Source organism: Acidovorax sp. sif1233 (assembly GCF_019218755.1).
GTDB lineage: Bacteria > Pseudomonadota > Gammaproteobacteria > Burkholderiales > Burkholderiaceae_C > Acidovorax.
In genome coordinates this window covers 903,524-921,396 of record NZ_JAHUWZ010000002.1, presented here as the reverse complement: position 1 = coordinate 921,396, position 17,873 = coordinate 903,524, and the positions used below count along the sequence as shown (strand labels likewise).

Sequence of the window (17,873 nt, the reverse complement as noted above, 5' to 3'; positions counted from 1 at the left end):
CGCGGTGGCCACGGCCGCCCTTGTGCGTGAGGGGGCTGGCAATTGCCGGCGCCCTGCTGCTGGCCTGTGAAACCCTGCCGGCGCTTGTCGGGGTTGCGCTGGCAGCTATCGAATCAGGAGCCCACAGCGCGGAGGCGCACGCCTGCGAGCAGCATCAGCGCGCTGAGCAGCAGCACGCCCCATTGCGACAGCGTGGGCACGGCCTGTGCGTTGCCCGGCCCGCCGGGGGCCGCCGCGCTGGGCGTGGCGGCGGCGGGCGGCGCCGAGGGGGCCGAGTCGATGCCGCCCAGGGCGGAAGCGACAACGGTGAAGGTGTAGGGCGTGCCGTTGGTCAGCCCCGTCACGGTGCAGCTGGTCGCGGGGTAGTTGGCGGTGCAGGTGCGGCCGCCGGGCTGGGCGGTGACGGTGTAGTGGGCGGGCGTGGTTCCGGTGCCTGCGGGGGCTTGCCAGCGCACGGTGACCTGGGTGTCGCCGGGCTGGGCGGTGACGTTGGCGGGGGGCAGGGGTGCGGTGTGGGTGTACAGCTCGCCGGTGTTCGTGACGGCGTCGCCAGTGGTTTCGCCGCCCAGCACCAGCACCTGGCCGCCAGCAAGCAGGGTCGCGGTGTGGCCCCGGCGGGCGGTGACCAAGTCGGGCTGCCGGGTGGCTTGACCCGGGCCGGAGGCAAAGGAGACTGTCGAGGCGATGACGCTGGCGCCACCCGCGCTGTCGCCCCCTGCCACCAGCACGTTGCCAGGGACACCAGGCAGCAGGGTGGCGCTGTTGCCGCCGAACTCGACAGCGGGGAGATTCGGGCCCGCCGCCCAGGTGCTGTCGGCGGGGTTGAACACCAGGGTGGTCGTGACGTGGCTGTTGCCGCCTGCCACCAGCACCCGGCCATCGGGCAACAGCGTGGCGGTGTGCCGCGCACGGTAGAAGGTGTTCAGGGCGGGGACGGGCACCTCCGTCCATGCGCCCGTGGCGGGGTCGCGCAGGTAGGCGCTTTGGGCGGCGATGTTGCCGTTGTCGTAGCCGCCCACCACCAGCACGCGGCCATCGGGCAGCAGCGTGGCGGTGTGCTCGCGCCTGCGGGCGGGCAGGTCGATGCCGCTGGACCAGGTGCCGGTGACGGGGTCGAAGATTTCCACGGAGGACAGCGCCTCCTGCCCCGCGATGCCCCGGCCGCCCACCACGAGCACGGTGCCATTGGGCAGCAGCGTGGCGGTGTGGTGAGAGCGGCGCAGCGTCAGCTGGCCCGTGCTGGCGGCGAAGGTGTTGGTCAGGGCGCTGTAGAGGAGGCTGTTGGCGTTGGCGCTGTTCACCGGGCCGGCCTCCCGCCCGCCGACCAGCAGCACATTGCCGCCGGGCAGCGGGGTGGCGGTGTGGCCGAAACGGGGGCTGGGCAGGTCGGGGCCGCTGCTCCAGGTGTTGGCCGCGGGGTTGTACAGGCGGGTGGTGGCGAGGGCGATGGGGTTGTTTCCGCCATCCACGTTGCCGGTGTCGCCGCCCGCCACCAGCACGGTGGAATCGGCCAGCCGGGTTGCGGTGTGCAGCGTGCGGGCCTCGTCCATGGGCGCGATGGGGGTCCAGCCCGCATGGGCGGCGGCCATGCCCAGGCACAGCGCGCTGGCGTGCAGCAGGCGCCGCAGGGCTCTGCGGTGGTGGTGGGTGGGTGAGTGCATGGGGGTGAGATCCTCTTTTTTGTGGTTAAAAGTGGCTCCAGCGCTTTTCTGGAAAGGCGCTGGCAGCTATCGAATCAGGAGTGGATGGCACGGCGGCGAACGACTGCCAGCAGTACCAGCACGCTCAGCAGCAGCACGCCCCACTGCGACAGCGTGGGCACGGGTTGCACACCACCGGGGCCTGGAGGCATCGCGCGGGGCGTGGCGATGACCAGCGGGAACGAGCTGGCGGACACGCTGCCATTGGCTCCGGTGGCCGTCACCCAGAGGGTGTAGGCCGTGCCATTGGTCAGGCCCGGCACGGTGCAGCGGGTGGTGGGCGCTGGCACGGTGCAGCTGGCGCCGCCTTGGCTGGCCGTGACGGTGTAGCTCACGGGCGGCGTGCCGCCCACGGGTGCCAGCCAGTTCAGTGTGATCTGGCCGTTGCCGGGCTGGGCCGTCACGCCCGTGGGGGCGCCAGGGGCGGGATTGGCGCTGGGTGTCGCGAAGGCCAATGAAGGAGGGGAGATGGACCCGTCCGCTGCGGCCGCCCTCACGAGGAAGCGGTAGCTGGTGCCGTTGCTCAGACCGCTCACGATGCAATTGGTGGCGGGGTGCGGCGCGGTGCAGGTGCCGCTGACGGCGCTCAGGTTCAGGGCGGTGACGGTGTAGCTCACCGGCGTGGCGCTCACCGCGCCGCCCGCGGGTGCTTGCCAGCGCACGGCCACTTCGCCATCGCCGGGCGTGGCGGCGGCCTGGGTGGGCACGCCCGGCGGCAGCGGCGGTGCCTCGCAGTCGCTGGCGACGGCGACGGGGTTGGCGGTGCCTATGCGCAGGCCCAGATTGAGCTGCCGGAAGCTCCGACCGCCCGATATGCCCTCGCTGAAAGTATTGATGCTCCCACTGAACTCGGCATTCCAGCTCGGGGCGGTGGCGAGCACCAAGCCATCGACGGTGTAGGGGTTGTTGTTGCTGGCCAGGCTGGTGATGTTCAAGCCGTTGGGCAGCAGCGCTCCGCTGGCATCCGTGGCGGTAAAGGGGCCCGAGAACTGCGCCCCGTTGAAGCTGGCCTGCGTGTAGACCACGTTGGCGGCATTGTTCATGCGCCAGATGACGCACCTGAGGTCGGCGGGCCGCCATGTCTGGCTTTGGGCGGTATTGCCCCCGTTGTCGTAGACCATTGTGACGGCGTAGCGCTCGCCATCGCGGATTTCGGCGAAGGTGGACTGGTCGATGGTGCCGGTGCTGGTGATGGCGAACGGCGCGGCATGCGCCGCGCAGGCCGCGGCAGTGGCCAGCACGGCTGCGAGCCAGTGGCGCAGGGGGTGGTGCATGGCGTGTGTCATGGGTTGTGGTTAAAAAGTGCCACCGGCGCTTATTTGTCAAGCGTTGGAAGCTATCGAATCAGGAGTGATTCCAATCGCGCCCGCTGGTCCTTGGCGGCGATGGAGCGTTCGTCCTCGTCGCCGAGGTAGGTGACGGGGGCGTCGGGAGCGCGCCACCAGGGCTGGCTGTGGCCGGGCATGGAAAGAAGCATTCCTCTGGATGTGCTGTTGTTGGGAAAAGGACGTGAAATAGAGTGCTCAAGGGCGCCCCTTGCGGCGCGCGCGCATCACTTCCACGTTGGCGCGCTGCTCGGGCGTGAAGCCTGGCGCGGGCTGGGCGCCGGGCGCCTTCTCCACGGCCAGCGCCATGCCCGCGTGCAGGGCGGCCAGCGTGGCGGTGGCGTATTCGCGGCTGGTCAGGCCCTGGCGCGCCAGCGCGGCGCGCACCTGGGGGTGGGCGTCGAGCTTGCGGGCGAGGTCCTCGACCGACTCGGCGTCGGCGTCGTCGTCGTCCTCATCGCCGCTGCTCCCGGGCGCCTGCGGCAGCTTGCGCAGCTCGGCCGCCGCCGCTTCCATGCGGTCCAGCAGCGCGGGCGTGAGGCGAAAGTGCGCCGGGTCGGCGGCGCCCGCCGCCCAGGCGCTGGCGGTGGTGGCGACCAGCGCCAGCGCGGCGAGGGTGTGGGTGATGGCAAGGGGCATGGCAGTGTTCACGAGGACAAGGTTTTGGTTTGAAGTAAAAATGGCCGAAAGCGCTTGCTGTACAAGCGCTGGCAGCTATCAAATTCGATGAGGATTTACGCAAGAACGGGTTCCGGAAAGACGTTTGCACCATGGCAAGGCCGCTGTGGCATCCTTGTTTGCGCACGTCCTGTCGATGTATCCAGGCAGCCGGGCCGGCCCGCCGTGGGGATGCGCGCAAGGCTAGGGGCGCACCGCCCGTGCGGCCCCACCCCGGCGGGGTAGTCGTGCGGCGGCGCGGCGCGCTACATTCGCGCTTTCGTGAAAAAAACCATGCCCACGCCCCGCCGCGCCACCCAAGCCGCCGCCCATCTGCGGCAACTGGCCTGCCTGGATGCCACCGGGCCGCACGCCATCGCGCCCGTGCTGGGCGAGCTGCACCACCTGATCGGGTTCGACGCGGGCTGCCTCATCCACCCCGGCGCGGGCGGCGAGATGGAGGTGTTCGTGGAGAGCCCCGTGTTGCAGGCCGCGATGCCCGACTATTTCGACCCGCGCATCCTGGCGAGCGAGGCGCGGGTGATGCACCGGGGTGCGCGCTTGTTTCAGGAGGCGCTGCGCGTGGAACGCGGCGCGCTGATGCTGCCGCAGATGGCCAAGGTGCCCCTGTCCGAGCTGGTGCGCAGCGACTTCTTCAACGCGGTGCTGCGCCCCGGCGACGTGGGCGATGGCCTGAAGCTGCCGCTGCACACGCGCGCGGGCCAGGGTGTCGGCATGTTGTGGCTGTACCGCCGCGAGGCGGACCGGCGCTTCACGCCCGAGGACGCCGCCGCGCTGGGCCGCCTCGAACCCGTGCTGGCGCGCGCGCTGCAGCCGCTAGATCCGGGCGAGGCCGGTGGCGACAGCGAGGTCTGCGGCCAGGGCCTGCTCGTCGTGTCGCCCGATGGGCGGCTGCAATGGATGTCGCCCGAGGCGCAGGCGCTGCTGGCGCTGGCCCTGGGCACGCGCTGGCGCGCGGGCGGCGGCAGTGATCTGCCGGACGTGGTGCGCCTGCTGGTGCAGCGCCTGTTCTGGCCCGCCACGGACGGCGAGGCGCCGCTGCCCGACCTGGCGGTGCGCAATGCCCACGGCGCGTTCTCGCTGCGCGCCACGCGCCTGGCGGGCGTGGCGGGCGCGGGCGAGGCGGCCGCCATCCACATCACCCGCCGGGTGCCGCGCGGCACCCGGCTGCTCGCGCACCTGCGCGCGCAGGACCTGCCCCGGCGCCAGGCCGAGCTGGCCTACTGGCTCGTGCGCGGTGCGCAGGAGTCGCAGATCGCCGAGCGCATGGGCGTGAGCATCAACACCGTGGCCTACCACCGCCGCCAGCTCTACGACGCTTTGGGCGTGCAGGGCCGCCAGGGGCTGGCCGAGCGGCTGCTGCCACCCCCATCGACAACTACCCCCCTGGGGTAGGCCGCGCGGCGCGCGGGGCCGATAGATTCGGCCCTCCATGCCCACGCACCACCAGGCGACGAACGCCATTGCGCACCTGCGCCACCTCGCCCGCCTGGATGCGAGCGGTCCGGAGCTGATCGCGTCCGTGCTCGCCTCGCTGCACGCGCTCATCGGCTTCGACTCCAGCGGCTACTTCTACCCCGGTGCGGGCGGCGAGCTGGACGTGCACATGGAACACCCCGCCGTGCAGGCCGCCGTGCCCGACCACTTCGACCCGCGCATCCTGGCGAGCGAGGCGCGGGTCTTTCACAACGTGTTGCAGCACGGCGACGACATCGCCCGCCACCCGCGCGGCCCGCAGTCGCTGGCGCAGATGCTGCGCGTGCCCGCCGCCGAGCTGCTGCGCAGCGACTACTACAACGTGGTGATGCGCCCCGCCGGCGTGGCCGACTGGCTCAGCCTGCCGCTGCGCGCGCCGCAAGGCCAGGGCATGGGCCAGGGTGTGGGCATGCTGTTCCTGTTCCGCCCTCCCGGGGCGCGGCCCTTTGCCGACGAAGACCTGGCCATGCTGGCGCGGCTGCAGGCGTGGCTGGCGCGCACGCTGTGGCCCGGCGGCGTGAACGCGGGCGGCGAGGTGCTGCGCGAGGGCGTGCTCGTCGCCACGCCCCTGGGCCAGCCACTGTGGGCCTCGCCCGAGGCCGAGGCGCTCATGGCCCAGGCGCTGGGCTGGCGCTGGCGCGGCGCGGGCCGCGCGCCGCTGCCGCATGCGCTGCAGCTGCTCATCCAGCGCCTGCGCCTGCCCGGTGCGCCCGCGCCGGAAATGGCGCTGCGCAACGCCCACGGCGCGTTCCACCTGCGCGCTGCACCCCTGGCCGCAGCCACCGGCCCCGGCGAGGCCGTGGCCCTGCACATCACCCAGCGCGTGGCCCCCGCGGCCCGCCTGCTGGAGGCGCTCGGCCGCACCGGCCTGCCCCCGCGCCAGCGCGAACTGGCCTACTGGCTTGCGCGCGGCCTGCCCGAATCGCGCATCGCCGGGTGCATGGGCATCAGCGCGAACACGGTGGTCTACCACCGGCGGCAGCTCTATGCGGCGCTGGGCGTGGCGAGCCGGGCGGAGCTGCTCGAGTGCCTGGCGGTGGGCGATATTGTCTGAGGTGTTTTGGCACTCTGGTGCTTGTGCATCAAGCGCTATAAGCTATCAAATTGGGAGCATCCTGGCCATGCGGCAGTCAGCCAGCCAGGCCAGCAACAGCAGGCCGGCGGCCAGAGCCGGCAGCAGGGCTCAGCGGTCCGTCGGGGCGTGAACCCGGTCCACCAGGCTCAAGACGACCCCAAGGCGCCGCACAACAAGCCATGACCTGGGAGGGCAGGGCGTGCGGAGGTCATGCCCATTTCCAAATCCTGCGCAGCACGAGGGCAACGGCGAACAGGCCCACGAGCAGGGGCGTCGTGGCTCCGGCAAAAAGCCAGCAGGGGAGGGCGTGGCTGAGCGCGGCGGTTTTCATGTTTTCGCTCCAGGGAAATACGAATACTGTGTAAATATACAGTATTTGGCTGGACATGTACCGCAGCGGCGCGAAGGGAAGGCCTGGCGGGAGCGGGTTTGGTGGGGCGCGCAATCAGCGAGAGCAAGCGGGGCCTGTCCGCAGGGCGGGACCGCTTGCAGCGGACGGTGGATGCCTTGCCTCTGGAAGGCCGACCACGCTGTCCGCAGGGGTATAGGGGAAACCATTGTTCGCCCTGTCCGCGCATGATGGGGACAAACCTTGGTTGCGACCGGAGCTGGGCAGTTCGCCGTAAGTACCGCAGCGCCCAGAATGGAAGGTGCGGTATGTCCATCACCATCACCGTCGCGCCGACGGTCGCCCGCGAGGCCTTCGAGCGAATAGAGGCCCTGGCCCAGGGGTTGCCAGAAACCGATCCCAACTTCGAAGGCCTGTCCATCCGCGTGGAGCGGCACGACTTCACCGGTGTGCGCGACCCGCACGATGAGTTGCGGGCAGCGCACCTGCTGCATCTGGTCGAGGATGCGATTGAATCCGAGACAAGCCATTTTGGCGAGCTGCAGCCTTCCCCCCAGTGGGAACGGCAGTCACCCTCATCCCTGTTCTAAAGAAACCGCGAGGATGCTGCGCGGCTTGCGGGGGGGGGCGGGTACCCCCAAAGAGACACGCGGCGGTTCGTGGCCGCGCTGAAACCTTGCATGGCGGCCCGGCCGGGGCGCCGCGCCACCACGGGCCGGGCGCCAAAAAGCAGAGGCCATGCGTCCCCGGGGCGCCGCGCCCCACCCCTGGGGGTGGGTTGCTGTGGGGGGCCGGTGTGCTAGCTTTGCCTCCACGCATTGCCTGGATGCGCTGTGGCACATAACTCAACTACTCCATGCCTTTTTCCCGTATTCAGCGGCGCGCCCTGGCGCGCCTGCAACAGCTGGCCTGTCTGGACGTCAACGGTCCGCAGCTCATCGAACCCCTGCTGCATGAGCTGCACCACCTGATCGCCTTCGACACGAGCGGCTACTTCCACCCTGGCAGCGACGGCGCGCTGGATGTGTACATCGAGCCATCGCTGGCGCGTGACTTGATGCACCTGTACTTCGAGCCGCAGGTGAGGGCGAGCGAGCACAAGGTGATCCGCCGCAGCGCCCACGATTTCGCCGCCGCCGTGCGCGACGACCATGGGCCGCAGGTGATGGAGCAGCTGATCACCGTGCCCATGGGCGAGCTGCTGCGCAGCGACTTCTACAACCTGGCGCTGCGCCCTGCGGAACTGCTGGACTGCCTGAGCCTGGTGCTGCGCACGCCACAGGGGGCGGGCGTGGGTGCGCTCAAGCTGTATCGCAGGCCGCAGGCGCCGCGCTTCGGGGCCGAGGACGCAGCCCTGCTGGCCCGGCTGGAGCCGTGGCTGGCGCGCATCCTGCAGCCCGGCGAAGTGGATGCGCACGACAGCGTGGTGCATGAAAGCGCCATGCTGGTGGCCTCGCCGCAAGGGCAGCTGCTGTGGACATCGCCCCAGGCCGACCGGCTGATGGCGCTGGCGTTCGGGCCGCGCTGGTACCGGCGTGCCGAACTGCCGCCCGCGCTCCAGGCGCTGCTGCAGCGCCTGGAACATGCCCGCCAGGGGGGCAGCGTCCGCGCGCCGCCGCAGCTGGACCTGCGCAACGCCAGCGGCGCGTTTTCGCTGCGCGCGACACTGATGGCCGCCGCGGCCGGCGAAGGCCGGGCGGCGGGCATCCACATCACCCAGCGGGTCTCGCGCGTGGCGCAGCTGCTGCCCGCGTTGCGCGCGCTGGGCCTGCCGCAGCGCCAGCACGAGCTTGCGTACTGGCTCGCGCGCGGCCTGCCCGAGGCGCAGATCGCCACGCGGATGGGCATCAGCGAGAACACCACCACCTACCACCGCCGCCAGATCTACACACGGCTGGGCGTGCAAAGCCGGCTGGAGCTGCAGGACTACCTCTTCGCACCGGCATGAGGGAGGGCACGGCCAGCCGCGCGCACGCACCATGGACCCGGTGGGCTGGCGCCGGAGTGGAGATGGCCTTGACGGCGGCGCGGCGCACGGCCGCTACCCCGGATGGCCGTCGGCCCGTGGGCGGGACAGCACCGGCCAGTAGCGCACGGCGTACAGCGCAAAGCCTGCCGACCAGAGGGCGGCGGACAGCAGGCTGGCGTGCACCGTCTGCGCGGGGCTGGCGAGCGGCACCGCCACACGCACGGCGGCGGCCAGCAGCACCAGCAGGTAGCAGGCGGTGTCGCAGCGGTCCGCGCGCAGGGGCCGCCCCGTGTGGCCGCGCGCCGTGCGCGTCATCATTCCGATGATGAGCCCACCCACCGCGCCCACCGTCAGGGCGTGGGTGGCCAGGGAGGAGGCCGCCAGGCCCAGGTCGCCCAGGCAGCGAAGCAGCAGGTGCACGGGAATCCAGAGATAGGCCATGTGCAGCACCCAGACCAGCGGCACGCGCAGCGCCGTCCAGGGCTGCCACAGCGCCCAGCGCCAGGTATGAGCCAGACAGGCGAATGCCGCGATGGTGGCCAGTGGCCATCCGCCCAGGCCCGTGGCGTCCGCGGCGAGCAGGGCCAGCACCGATCCCAGCGCGGCCTTTTCCACGGCAGGCCGCCGGGTTGCTTGCGCGCCCGCCACGCCGTTGTTGGTGAACATCGGGATCACGCGCCCGCCCATGACGGCCAGGATGAAAAGAACCACGTCCAGCGCGATCCGGATGCCGAGCCCTGCGGGGACGGGAAAGACGCCCAGCTGCGACAGATGGAAAAGCAGCATGGCGGCGCCCAGCAGCAGGAGCAGCGCCACAAAGAAATAGTTGCGCTGGTTCCGCGCCTTCCAGAACGCAATGCCCAGGCTGGCCGCCGCGGCCAGCGGAAACGCCACGTTCACCACGGCGGCCGTGGCTGCGAAGGGTGTGAGCACCAGAATCCGTCCCGCCACCCACAGGGCGGCCAGCGCACCCAGGCGCCATCCCGTCGGGGTGGGAAGGTTGGTCCAGTTGCGGCCGGCGGTGAAGAGAAAGCCCACGATGACCGCCAGCGCGAAGCCGAACAGCATCTCGTGGGCATGCCAGAGCGGGCCCGCCAGATAGGGGCGGCCCAGCGCGCCGGAGAACTGCAGCGCCCACAAGGGAACGGACAGCGCTGCGAACACGCTTGCCAGCAGGTAGAACGGCCGGAAACCGAGCGCGAACAGGGCCAACCGCCGGGACGGGGCGGGGCGCGGTTCTTCCATGCCGATAGGGAGTGCCATGGCGGTAGGGCCCCGGCCCGGGCTACGCACCGCCGCAGGCGCCGCAGCATTGCCCGCTGCCGTGGCCTGGGGCGCGTTGTTTCTGGATGCGCACGCGCCATTGTGCGGGCCCGTTCTCCAGGTAGCTCCAGGTGAACTGGCCCGGCAGTTCTTCCTGGAACTGGTAGTACAGCGGCCGGGGATCGTGGTCGTTGACCAGGTCCATGGCCTGCCCGGCAGCCAGCTTGCCAAAGGCGAGAAAAATGGACGGATGGCGCTCGCGGGGGGCGATTGCGCGCACGTCGATGGTGGCTGCGGTGGTTGCTTGGTCTTGCATGGTGCTTAAAGATTCATGTTTTATGAATCTATTATGGCGCGTGCCGCTGGAACGTCAATTGATGAGTGTCAATGAATGGATGCCGTGATGAATGCCGTCGCCATGCCGAGCCCGGGCAGGCACGGCGCGGTCAAGGGCGGGGCCTGCCTGTGCCTGCGCCCGCCGCAAGCCCGGCCGGCTTCGGCGCCGGGGGCCGTCGCTTGTTCAGGAAAGGGAGGAGGCCGCGGTCAGCTCGCCCAGGTCGCGTTCGAGCAGTGCGGGGTCGCCCAGTTGCAGCTCGATCAGGCGGCGCAGGTGGGTCACGCTGTCCAGGTCGATCCCGCGGCACAGCAGACCGGTGTGCAGCCCCTCCACGTGCGCGACCTCGGTGGACATGGCGATGTGGTTGCCGGTTTCGGCCAAGGGAATGGTCAGCTGGCACAGCATGCCGGTCTGCAGGTTCGCCTGCGCCGGTGCCACCAGCAGCGCGCCCTTGAGCGAAAGGTCCTGCACGTGGACGCTGAAGGCGTCGGTGGACGTGGTCAGCAAGGCCGGCGCGTCAAAGCCGACGCGGACAAAGTGGCGGCGTTCGTGGGGCATCGCTGTCTCCTGGACCGAAGCGGGTGGTGGCACATGCTACTCCAAGCCCGGCGGCTGCACGCATTTGCCGGGCACGCCGGGCCGCCGGATGAACCTGCTTCAGGCGGCGTGGGGCGGCGGCGGGCAGCCCGGTTCTGTCGCCATTTGCTTACATCTTTTGCGCGGATTCGGGTTTAGGGTAGGGCGGGCTTTGTTACAAATCAGGGTCCGCGCACCGCAGCCGCACATCGTGTGCTGTTCCGGGCGGTACAAGCAAGGAGTTCCCGATGAAAACCACAACCATGACCACGATGTCCACGATCCGTCTCCTCCTGTCTGGCGCGGCGGCCGCGCTGCTGCTCGCCGCGGCGGGCGGCGCGCACGCGCAGACCTACATCAATGCCACGGTGGGCGGCGAGCTGGCCCCCGGCGTGTACGGCCGCATCAACATCGGCAATGCGCCACCGCCGCCGCTGCTGTATGCCGAGCCGGTCATCATCCACCGCCCCGCGGTCGTGGTGCCGCGCTCGCCGATCTACCTCTACGTGCCGCCCGGCCATGCCAAGAACTGGGGCAAGCACTGTGCGCGCTACAACGCGTGCAGCCAGCCGGTGTACTTCGTGGAGGAGCCGCCACCACGCCGTGGCCCTCCGCACCGGGGCCCTGGCCGCGATGACCGCCGGTGGGATGACGACCATCGCCACGGCGGCAAGCAGGACCGCGACCATGACCGGGGCCGCGGCAACAATGGCAAGGGCCATGGACATGGCCACCGCGACTGACTGACTGACGGACCGCGCGGCGCACCTTCCTGCAAGGCCGCGCCGCGCTGCACTGCGTTTGCGCCATCGCAGACGCGGTGCCGGCACCAGCGGTTAAGCTCGGGCCTCTATGGCCCAAGTCACTTTTTCTCCCCCCTTCACCGCCCCCCAGGATGTCGCCAGCCAGCTGCGGCAGAACGGCTTTGCCGTCCTGTCGCCGGCGGACGTGGCCCGCTGGACGGGCTGCGCCCTGCCGGAATTGCTGGGCCTGAACGGCGACTGGGCGGGGCTGCCCCCCGATGATTTCCTCAAGGACGGCGGGCGCTACCGCCGCCGCCGCCATGCCTGCTTTGTGGTGCAGGACGGGCAGGTGCGGCAGGTGCCGCACCGCGCGCACTGGCAGCCTGTGGAGTACAACGCGCTGCATGGCGGCATGGAGCGCTGGTTTGCCCCCATGGAGCCCGCCACCGTCGCCCGGCCGGTGTGGCAGCAGCTGCTGGCAGCGCTGGCCGGGGTGTCCGATGCCGTGTTTGCGCGCTCCGAGGCGCCTGCATCCTGGTTCGTCGAGGCCCACCAGTTCCGCATCGACACCACCGACGGCATTGGCCGGCCCACCCCCGAGGGCGCCCACCGCGACGGCGTCGACCTGGTGGCCGTGTTCCTCGTGGGGCGCGAGGGCATCAAGGGCGGCGAGACGCGGGTGTTCGAGGCGGCGGGCCCCAGCGGCCAGCGCTTCACGCTGACCGAGCCGTGGTCCCTGCTGCTGCTGGACGACGCGCGCATGATCCATGAATCCACACCCATCCAGCCCCTGGCCGAGGGGGGGTATCGCGACACCCTCGTGGTCACCTGCCGCCGGGGTGGTTTCCAGGGGGCGGATGTGGTCGGGCAGGCCCCTGCGGGCCGCTGAACGCCGGCAAGGGAGTGCGTCCGATTTGATGCGAATCAAGATGCGCGGTATGGTGGGCGTTCAAACTGATGTCCATGGCCGGGCCACAAGCCAGGTCCCACACTCAACTCAAGGAGAAGCACCATGTTCAAGCACATTCTGGTTCCAGTCGACGGTTCCAACACCTCGATGCTCGCGGTCTCCAAGGCCGCGGCCCTGGCCAAGACCTTTGGCAGCGCCGTGACGGCGGTCTACGTGGTCGATCCCTATCCCTTCACGGGCGTGGGGGCTGATTTCGCCTACGGCCAGGCCCAGTACATCAACGCGGCCACCGCCGAGGCCAACAGCGCCCTGGATGCCACCAAGAAGGCCATGGCCGAGGCTGGCGTGCCGGTGACCACCGTGGTGGGCGAAGGCCACGCAGTGCATGAAGGCATCCTGCGCGCGCTGGAAAGCACGGGCGCCGATCTCATCGTGATGGGCTCGCACGGCCGCCGCGGGCTTGAAAAGCTGGTGCTGGGCAGCGTCACGCAGCGCGTGCTGGGCGTGGTGCACATCCCGGTGCTGGTCGTGAGGGACTGAGCGCCATCCCCCATGAGGAACGGCTCCGAAAGGAGCCGTTCTTCATTTCAGTTCTCGATGGCGCCGCGCACCAGCGCATCCCACATTCCACAGCTCGTGGAACAGGCACGCCCTTCGCCAGTGCACCCGTGGATCTGGCTTTGCCAGGCCACCGGCTGCGTCCCCCTTCAGGGGGAAGGCGCGAAGCGCCTCAGGGGGTCACTCAATCTTCGCGCCCGAGGCTTCGACGATGCCCTTCCACTTGGCGTAGTCGGTCTTGAGCAGGGTGCCGAACTGCGCGGCGGACATGGCTTCCGGCTCCGCGCCCTGGGCATGGATGGCGGCCTTCATGTCGGCCGTGGCCAGGAGCTTGTTGATCTCGGCGTTGATGGCACTCACCACGGCGGCCGGCGTGCCGGCGGGGGCGAACACGCCGTACCAGGTGCTCACGTCGAAGTCCTTGAAGCCCGACTCGGCCACGGTGGGCACCTCGGGCAGGGACGAGCTGCGCTTGGCCGAGGTCACGGCCAGGGGGCGCAGCTTGCCGGACTTGATCTGGCCCATGGCCGAGGGCAGGGACGAGACCAGCAGGTCCACATTGCCCGCCAGCGCATCCATCAGCGCGGGATTGGATCCCTTGTAGGGAATGTGGCTCAGCTTCACGCCCGCGGCCTTCTCGAACAGGTCGCCCGCCAGGTGGATGGACGTGCCGTTGCCGGGCGAGCCATAGGTGATGGTGCCGGGCGCGGCCTTGGCGGCGGCCACCACGTCGGCCAGGGTCTTGTACTTGGAGTTGACGCTGGTGGCGATGACCACGGGCGTGTAGGCGACGTGGGCCACGGCGGTCAGGTCCTTGGTGGGGTCCCAGGGCAGGTTCTTGTAGAGCCAGGGGCCGATCACGAGGTTGTCCTTCTGGCCCATCACGAGGTCATAGCCCGTGGGGGCCGCCTTGACGGCCTCGCCGATGCCGATGGTGCCGCCGGCGCCCGCCTTGTTGTCGGCCACCACGGTCCACTTGGCGCTTTCCGTGAGCTTGGTGGCCACCAGGCGCGAGAGGATGTCGGTGCCGCCGCCGGGCGGGAAGGGCACGATCAGGCGGATGGGCTTGGTGGGGTAGGCCGCAGCCGGTGCGGGGGCCTGGGCGTGCGCGGTGGTGCCCACAGCGAAGGCGAGGGCGGTGAAGGAAAGCAGGGTGCGAATCATGGTGAGAGATGTCTCCGTCGGTTCAATATGGACAGGCGGCCGCGCAGGCGCGCTCCGCTCTGCTGGTCTTGGTGCCAGCACCCACGGATGATCGCCGATCCTGCGCGGGGCTGGCCTTGCCGATACAGGGTGGCAACATCGCCACTGGCGATGGCAAGGCCGGGCGGCACGGGTCAGATGCGCTCGAAGATCGCGGCGATGCCCTGGCCGCCGCCGATGCACATGGTCACCAGCGCGTAGCGGCCCTGCACGCGCTGCAGTTCGTGCAGCGCCTTCACGGTGATCAGCGCGCCGGTCGCGCCGATGGGGTGGCCCAGCGAGATGCCCGATCCGTTCGGATTGACCTTGGCCGGGTCCAGGCCCAGGTCCTTGGTGACGGCGCAGGCCTGGGCGGCAAAGGCCTCGTTGGCTTCGATCACGTCGAGGTCGTTCACCGTGAGGCCTGCCCTTTTCAGCGCCAGCTGCGTGGCGGGCACGGGGCCGATGCCCATGTACTTGGGGTCCACGCCCGCGTGGGCATAGGCCACCAGGCGTGCCAGCGGCTTGGCGCCACGGGCCTTGGCGGCGCCGGCTTCCATCAGCACCACGGCTGCGGCGGCGTCGTTGATGCCCGAGGCGTTGCCGGCCGTCACCGTGCCGTTCTCCTTCTGGAACACGGGCTTGAGCCTGGCCAGGTCCTCCATCGTGGCGCCGGGGCGGAAGTGCTCGTCGGTGGCGTACAACACGTCGCCCTTCTTGCTTTTCAGGGTGACGGGCACGATCTGGTCCTTGAACACGCCGGCCTGCGTGGCGCGTTCGGCCCTGTTGTGGCTCTCTACCGCCAACTTGTCCTGGTCTTCGCGGCTGATGCCCCACTTGGCGGCGATGTTCTCCGCCGTCACGCCCATGTGGATGTTGTGGAAGGGGTCGTGCAGCGCGCCGATCATCATGTCCACCATCTTGGTGTCGCCCATGCGGGCGCCCCAGCGCATGTTCAGGCTGGCAAAGGGCACGCGGCTCATGTTCTCGGCCCCGGCGCCAATGGCCACGTCGGTGTCGCCCAGCAGGATGGACTGACTGGCGTTGACGATGGCCTGAAGGCCCGAGCCGCACAGGCGGTTCACGTTGTAGGCGGGCGTGCCTTCGCCGCAGCCGCCGTGGATGGCGGCCACGCGCGAGAGGTACATGTCCTTGGGCTCGGTGTTGACCACGTGGCCGAACACCACGTGGCCCACGTCCTTGCCTTCCACGTTGGCACGCGCGAGCGATTCGCGCACCACGAGCGCGCCCAGCTCGGTGGGGGGCACGTCCTTGAGGCTGCCGCCAAAGGTGCCGATGGCGGTGCGCACTGCGGAAACGACGACGACTTCACGGGTCATGGGGAGGTCCTTTCAGATGAGTTTCAGATCAAATTGGCCGCTAGCGCTTGTCCATAAAGCGCTGGTAGCTATAAAAACAGGAGTATTGGGGCTCTAGGCGTCCCGGACATCGGCCACCGGGTTGGTGCCGAAGTCTGCGCGTTCCAGCCAGGCGAGCACGCGGGTGGCGGCGTCGGCAGGCGATGTGAGCTGGCCACCCGTCTTGAGGTTGGCGAAATTTTGCTGGTCCGGGAACGCCTCGGGGGCGGCGCCGCGCAGCTGCACCTGCATGTCGGTGTCGATCACGCCGGGGGCCAGCGAGCATACCTTGGCGCCCTGGGGCTTGATGGCTTCGTCCAGCGCCACGCAGCGCGTGAAATGGTCCATGCCCGCCTTGGCGGCGCAGTACGCGGCCTGCGAGGCCATGGCCCGGCGGCCCAGGCCCGAGGAGATGTTGAGCACCTTGCGCGGCACCGTCCAGGCATCCGTCGCGCCCAGGAAGGCGGCGGTGAGCTGCATGGGCGCCTCCAGGCCCACGCGCAGGGCATGGGCCAGGTCGGCGGCATCGCTGCCCGAGAGGGGGGCGATGCGCGGGATCACGCCCGCGTTGTTGATGAGCGTGGCGCTGGCGAACACCTGCGGGCCCTGCGCCGCGAGCCAGCTTTGCAGCCTGTGCGCCGCCTGCTCGCCCTGCGAGAGGTCTTGCTGCCATTGTTCGAGGGTGACGCCCGCCGCCTTGGCTTCGGTGGCCAGGTCCGCATTGGCGCTGCGCGCGATGCAGATGAGGGTGTTGCCGCTGCGCAGGAGTTGCTGGGCCATGGCCAGCCCCATGCCGCGCGATGCGCCGGTGAGGATGTAGAGGTGGGTATGAGGCATCCCCCCATCGTACTGCGGGACGCCCGGCTCAGCTGTCTCCGGCAGGCTCCAGCGCCGCGAGCAGCAGCGACAGCCGCGCGTCCAGCGCCGCGAGGTCGGCGGCCTTGAGCGGCGCCAGGATGCGGTGCTCGTTGGCGACGTGTGCCTCGACAGCGCGGTCGATCAGCGCCAGCCCCTCGGCGGTGAGCTGCACCAGCGAGCTGCGCGCATCGTCGGGGTTGGGCAGGCGCGTGATCCAGCCCTGGGCCTCGAGCTTGCCCATGCGGTGCGTCATGGTGCCCGAGGTGACCATGAGGGTGGAGAACAGCGTGGTCGGCGCCAGGCAGTAGGGCGCGCCGCTGCGGCGCAGCGTGGCCAGCACGTCGAACTCCCAGAAGCTCAGTCCGAACCCGGCAAAGGTCTCGTCGAGCCTGCGCTGCAGCAGCGCGGCGCAGCGCTTGATGCGCCCGATGGGGCCCATGGGGCTCACATCCAGGTCGGGGCGCTCGCGGCTCCACTGGGCCAGGATGGCATCTACGGCGTCGGGCTGGCGTGGGGTGGCCATGGGCTTTGTGATCGATTTATCTTGATTTCAAGATTGTATGGTAGAGTATTTTTATCTTGATTTGAAGATAAATTGCCATGCAAAGCACCCGCACCTCTCCCTGGCTGGATGCGCTCGCCACGGCCGTGGGCCCGGTCATCTGGGGCTCCACCTACATCGTCACCACCGAGCTGCTGCCGCCCGACCGGCCCTTCACCGCCGCGCTGCTGCGCACCTTGCCCGCGGGCCTGCTGCTGGTGCTGTGGTGCCGCCGCTGGCCGGCGTGGGGCGACCGGGTGGGCTGGCGGCGGCTGATGGTGCTGGCGGCGCTCAACATCGGCGTTTTCCAGGCGCTGCTGTTCGTGGCCGCCTACCGGCTGCCGGGCGGCGTGGCCGCCGTGGTGGGCGCGGTGGGCCCGCTGGTGGTGATGGGCCTGGCCTGGGCACTGGATCACCGCCGCCCGCCCGCCCTGGCCCTGGGCGCGGGCGCGGCCGGCGTGCTGGGCATGGCCGCACTGCTGCTGTCGCCCGGTGCGCGGTGGGACATGGTGGGCGTCGGCGCGGCATTGGTCGGCACCGTGTGCATGGCGGCAGGCACCTTCTGGTCGCGGCGCTGGCGGTCCGACCTCCCGGTGCTGGCGTTCACGGGGTGGCAACTGCTGGCCGGCGGCATCATGCTCGCGCCCCTGGCCTGGCTGGTGGACCCGCCGCTGCCCGCGCTCACCGCCCCCCAGGTGGGCGGGTATCTTTACCTGAGCATCGCGGGCGCGTTGCTGGCTTATGCGCTGTGGTTTCGCGGCATAGCGCGCCTGCCGTCGGTGGCGGTGTCGTCGCTCGGGCTGCTCAGCCCCGTCACGGCCGTGCTGCTGGGCTGGGTGCTGCTGGGCCAGGCCATGACGGGCGTGTCACTGGCCGGCATGCTGGTGGTGCTGGCCAGCATCCTGGCGGTGCAATGGGCGATGTCGCGGCCCGTGGCGCCGGCGCGGCTGTAGCGGCGGGCGGTACCGGCCGCAG

The 17,873-nt window shown here is 70.1% G+C and carries 20 protein-coding genes; 8 read left to right on the top strand and 12 right to left on the bottom strand.

Annotated elements, in window-relative coordinates; translation table 11 throughout:
* Positions 1 to 113: 113 nt before the first annotated feature.
* From KW843_RS11620 to KW843_RS11605, 4 genes are all read right to left on the bottom strand, one after another.
* On the bottom strand, positions 114 to 1,661 hold the full coding sequence (locus KW843_RS11620; RefSeq protein ID WP_218295256.1) for an IPTL-CTERM sorting domain-containing protein: 1,548 nt from the start codon (positions 1,659 to 1,661) through the stop codon (positions 114 to 116).
* 74 nt (positions 1,662 to 1,735) lie between these two features.
* Positions 1,736 to 2,986, bottom strand: coding sequence for a fibronectin type III domain-containing protein (locus tag KW843_RS11615; RefSeq protein ID WP_218295255.1), 1,251 nt, complete (start codon positions 2,984 to 2,986; stop codon positions 1,736 to 1,738).
* Positions 2,987 to 3,036: 50 nt separating this feature from the next.
* Positions 3,037 to 3,177 carry a hypothetical protein gene (locus KW843_RS11610; protein WP_218295254.1) on the bottom strand — a complete coding sequence of 47 codons (141 nt, stop codon included), beginning with the start codon at positions 3,175 to 3,177 and terminating at the stop codon, positions 3,037 to 3,039.
* A 46-nt stretch (positions 3,178 to 3,223) separates the two neighbouring features.
* Complete coding sequence (locus tag KW843_RS11605; protein WP_218295253.1) at positions 3,224 to 3,664, bottom strand: hypothetical protein; 441 nt, start codon at positions 3,662 to 3,664, stop codon at positions 3,224 to 3,226.
* A gap of 312 nt (positions 3,665 to 3,976) precedes the next feature.
* Here KW843_RS11605 and KW843_RS11600 point away from each other — a divergent pair, with 312 nt between their 5' ends.
* Together KW843_RS11600 and KW843_RS11595 are read left to right on the top strand one after the other, a co-directional pair.
* Positions 3,977 to 5,098 (top strand): helix-turn-helix transcriptional regulator, encoded by a 1,122-nt coding sequence (locus KW843_RS11600; RefSeq protein ID WP_255594674.1) that lies wholly within the window; start codon positions 3,977 to 3,979, stop codon positions 5,096 to 5,098.
* Between the two features lie 37 nt (positions 5,099 to 5,135).
* Positions 5,136 to 6,233, top strand: coding sequence for a helix-turn-helix transcriptional regulator (locus KW843_RS11595; protein ID WP_218295252.1), 1,098 nt, complete (start codon positions 5,136 to 5,138; stop codon positions 6,231 to 6,233).
* Positions 6,234 to 6,462: 229 nt separating this feature from the next.
* On the opposite strand, the gene KW843_RS26770 is transcribed toward KW843_RS11595, so the two are convergent.
* Positions 6,463 to 6,585, bottom strand: a complete 123-nt coding sequence (locus KW843_RS26770; protein ID WP_255590824.1) for a hypothetical protein — start codon at positions 6,583 to 6,585, stop codon at positions 6,463 to 6,465.
* A 326-nt stretch (positions 6,586 to 6,911) separates the two neighbouring features.
* Between KW843_RS26770 and KW843_RS11590 the strand changes: the two genes are divergently transcribed.
* Entirely contained in the window at positions 6,912 to 7,193 is a 282-nt protein-coding gene (locus KW843_RS11590) for a hypothetical protein (protein WP_218295251.1), read from the top strand.
* A 266-nt stretch (positions 7,194 to 7,459) separates the two neighbouring features.
* Positions 7,460 to 8,551: a helix-turn-helix transcriptional regulator gene (locus KW843_RS11585; RefSeq protein ID WP_218295250.1), complete on the top strand. Its 1,092-nt coding sequence runs from the start codon at positions 7,460 to 7,462 to the stop codon at positions 8,549 to 8,551.
* A 93-nt stretch (positions 8,552 to 8,644) separates the two neighbouring features.
* On the opposite strand, the gene KW843_RS11580 is transcribed toward KW843_RS11585, so the two are convergent.
* The 3 genes from KW843_RS11580 to KW843_RS11570 form a co-directional block, all read right to left on the bottom strand.
* Entirely contained in the window at positions 8,645 to 9,835 is a 1,191-nt protein-coding gene (locus tag KW843_RS11580) for an NnrS family protein (protein WP_218295249.1), read from the bottom strand.
* A 22-nt stretch (positions 9,836 to 9,857) separates the two neighbouring features.
* Entirely contained in the window at positions 9,858 to 10,151 is a 294-nt protein-coding gene (locus KW843_RS11575) for a DUF2249 domain-containing protein (RefSeq protein WP_218295248.1), read from the bottom strand.
* 204 nt (positions 10,152 to 10,355) lie between these two features.
* Positions 10,356 to 10,730 carry a PilZ domain-containing protein gene (locus KW843_RS11570; RefSeq protein WP_218295247.1) on the bottom strand — a complete coding sequence of 125 codons (375 nt, stop codon included), beginning with the start codon at positions 10,728 to 10,730 and terminating at the stop codon, positions 10,356 to 10,358.
* Positions 10,731 to 10,996: 266 nt separating this feature from the next.
* Between KW843_RS11570 and KW843_RS11565 the strand changes: the two genes are divergently transcribed.
* From KW843_RS11565 to KW843_RS11555, 3 genes are all read left to right on the top strand, one after another.
* On the top strand, positions 10,997 to 11,491 hold the full coding sequence (locus tag KW843_RS11565; RefSeq protein ID WP_218295246.1) for a hypothetical protein: 495 nt from the start codon (positions 10,997 to 10,999) through the stop codon (positions 11,489 to 11,491).
* Positions 11,492 to 11,600: 109 nt separating this feature from the next.
* On the top strand, positions 11,601 to 12,380 hold the full coding sequence (locus tag KW843_RS11560) for a 2OG-Fe dioxygenase family protein (protein WP_218295245.1): 780 nt from the start codon (positions 11,601 to 11,603) through the stop codon (positions 12,378 to 12,380).
* 123 nt (positions 12,381 to 12,503) lie between these two features.
* Positions 12,504 to 12,941, top strand: coding sequence for a universal stress protein (locus KW843_RS11555; RefSeq protein WP_218295244.1), 438 nt, complete (start codon positions 12,504 to 12,506; stop codon positions 12,939 to 12,941).
* A gap of 198 nt (positions 12,942 to 13,139) precedes the next feature.
* Here the strand turns inward: KW843_RS11555 and KW843_RS11550 are convergent, their stop codons facing one another.
* From KW843_RS11550 to KW843_RS11535, 4 genes are all read right to left on the bottom strand, one after another.
* Entirely contained in the window at positions 13,140 to 14,123 is a 984-nt protein-coding gene (locus KW843_RS11550; protein ID WP_218295243.1) for a tripartite tricarboxylate transporter substrate binding protein, read from the bottom strand.
* A 173-nt stretch (positions 14,124 to 14,296) separates the two neighbouring features.
* Positions 14,297 to 15,481, bottom strand: a complete 1,185-nt coding sequence (bktB, locus tag KW843_RS11545) for a beta-ketothiolase BktB (RefSeq protein WP_218295242.1) — start codon at positions 15,479 to 15,481, stop codon at positions 14,297 to 14,299.
* 93 nt (positions 15,482 to 15,574) lie between these two features.
* The gene (locus KW843_RS11540; RefSeq protein ID WP_218295241.1) at positions 15,575 to 16,336 is read right to left on the bottom strand and encodes an SDR family NAD(P)-dependent oxidoreductase; all 762 of its coding nucleotides are present in this window, start codon (positions 16,334 to 16,336) and stop codon (positions 15,575 to 15,577) included.
* Between the two features lie 28 nt (positions 16,337 to 16,364).
* On the bottom strand, positions 16,365 to 16,880 hold the full coding sequence (locus tag KW843_RS11535) for a MarR family winged helix-turn-helix transcriptional regulator (protein WP_218295240.1): 516 nt from the start codon (positions 16,878 to 16,880) through the stop codon (positions 16,365 to 16,367).
* A 77-nt stretch (positions 16,881 to 16,957) separates the two neighbouring features.
* Here KW843_RS11535 and KW843_RS11530 point away from each other — a divergent pair, with 77 nt between their 5' ends.
* The gene (locus KW843_RS11530; RefSeq protein ID WP_218295239.1) at positions 16,958 to 17,851 is read left to right on the top strand and encodes an EamA family transporter; all 894 of its coding nucleotides are present in this window, start codon (positions 16,958 to 16,960) and stop codon (positions 17,849 to 17,851) included.
* Positions 17,852 to 17,873: the final 22 nt, after the last annotated feature.

What these genes read in the sequence shown, in the direction of transcription:
- KW843_RS11585 (WP_218295250.1), top strand. Translation starts at nt 7,460, where the DNA reads ATGCCTTTTTCCCGTATTCAGCGGCGCGCCCTGGCGCGCCTGCAACAG.
- KW843_RS11615 (WP_218295255.1), bottom strand. Translation starts at nt 2,986, where the DNA reads ATGACACACGCCATGCACCACCCCCTGCGCCACTGGCTCGCAGCCGTG.
- KW843_RS11600 (WP_255594674.1), top strand. Translation starts at nt 3,977, where the DNA reads ATGCCCACGCCCCGCCGCGCCACCCAAGCCGCCGCCCATCTGCGGCAA.
- KW843_RS11605 (WP_218295253.1), bottom strand. Translation starts at nt 3,664, where the DNA reads ATGCCCCTTGCCATCACCCACACCCTCGCCGCGCTGGCGCTGGTCGCC.
- bktB (WP_218295242.1), bottom strand. Translation starts at nt 15,481, where the DNA reads ATGACCCGTGAAGTCGTCGTCGTTTCCGCAGTGCGCACCGCCATCGGC.
- KW843_RS11550 (WP_218295243.1), bottom strand. Translation starts at nt 14,123, where the DNA reads ATGATTCGCACCCTGCTTTCCTTCACCGCCCTCGCCTTCGCTGTGGGC.
- KW843_RS11575 (WP_218295248.1), bottom strand. Translation starts at nt 10,151, where the DNA reads ATGCAAGACCAAGCAACCACCGCAGCCACCATCGACGTGCGCGCAATC.
- KW843_RS11570 (WP_218295247.1), bottom strand. Translation starts at nt 10,730, where the DNA reads ATGCCCCACGAACGCCGCCACTTTGTCCGCGTCGGCTTTGACGCGCCG.
- KW843_RS11565 (WP_218295246.1), top strand. Translation starts at nt 10,997, where the DNA reads ATGAAAACCACAACCATGACCACGATGTCCACGATCCGTCTCCTCCTG.
- KW843_RS11555 (WP_218295244.1), top strand. Translation starts at nt 12,504, where the DNA reads ATGTTCAAGCACATTCTGGTTCCAGTCGACGGTTCCAACACCTCGATG.
- KW843_RS11610 (WP_218295254.1), bottom strand. Translation starts at nt 3,177, where the DNA reads ATGCTTCTTTCCATGCCCGGCCACAGCCAGCCCTGGTGGCGCGCTCCC.
- KW843_RS11540 (WP_218295241.1), bottom strand. Translation starts at nt 16,336, where the DNA reads ATGCCTCATACCCACCTCTACATCCTCACCGGCGCATCGCGCGGCATG.
- KW843_RS26770 (WP_255590824.1), bottom strand. Translation starts at nt 6,585, where the DNA reads ATGAAAACCGCCGCGCTCAGCCACGCCCTCCCCTGCTGGCTTTTTGCC.
- KW843_RS11580 (WP_218295249.1), bottom strand. Translation starts at nt 9,835, where the DNA reads ATGGCACTCCCTATCGGCATGGAAGAACCGCGCCCCGCCCCGTCCCGG.
- KW843_RS11595 (WP_218295252.1), top strand. Translation starts at nt 5,136, where the DNA reads ATGCCCACGCACCACCAGGCGACGAACGCCATTGCGCACCTGCGCCAC.
- KW843_RS11560 (WP_218295245.1), top strand. Translation starts at nt 11,601, where the DNA reads ATGGCCCAAGTCACTTTTTCTCCCCCCTTCACCGCCCCCCAGGATGTC.
- KW843_RS11590 (WP_218295251.1), top strand. Translation starts at nt 6,912, where the DNA reads ATGTCCATCACCATCACCGTCGCGCCGACGGTCGCCCGCGAGGCCTTC.
- KW843_RS11535 (WP_218295240.1), bottom strand. Translation starts at nt 16,880, where the DNA reads ATGGCCACCCCACGCCAGCCCGACGCCGTAGATGCCATCCTGGCCCAG.
- KW843_RS11530 (WP_218295239.1), top strand. Translation starts at nt 16,958, where the DNA reads ATGCAAAGCACCCGCACCTCTCCCTGGCTGGATGCGCTCGCCACGGCC.
- KW843_RS11620 (WP_218295256.1), bottom strand. Translation starts at nt 1,661, where the DNA reads ATGCACTCACCCACCCACCACCACCGCAGAGCCCTGCGGCGCCTGCTG.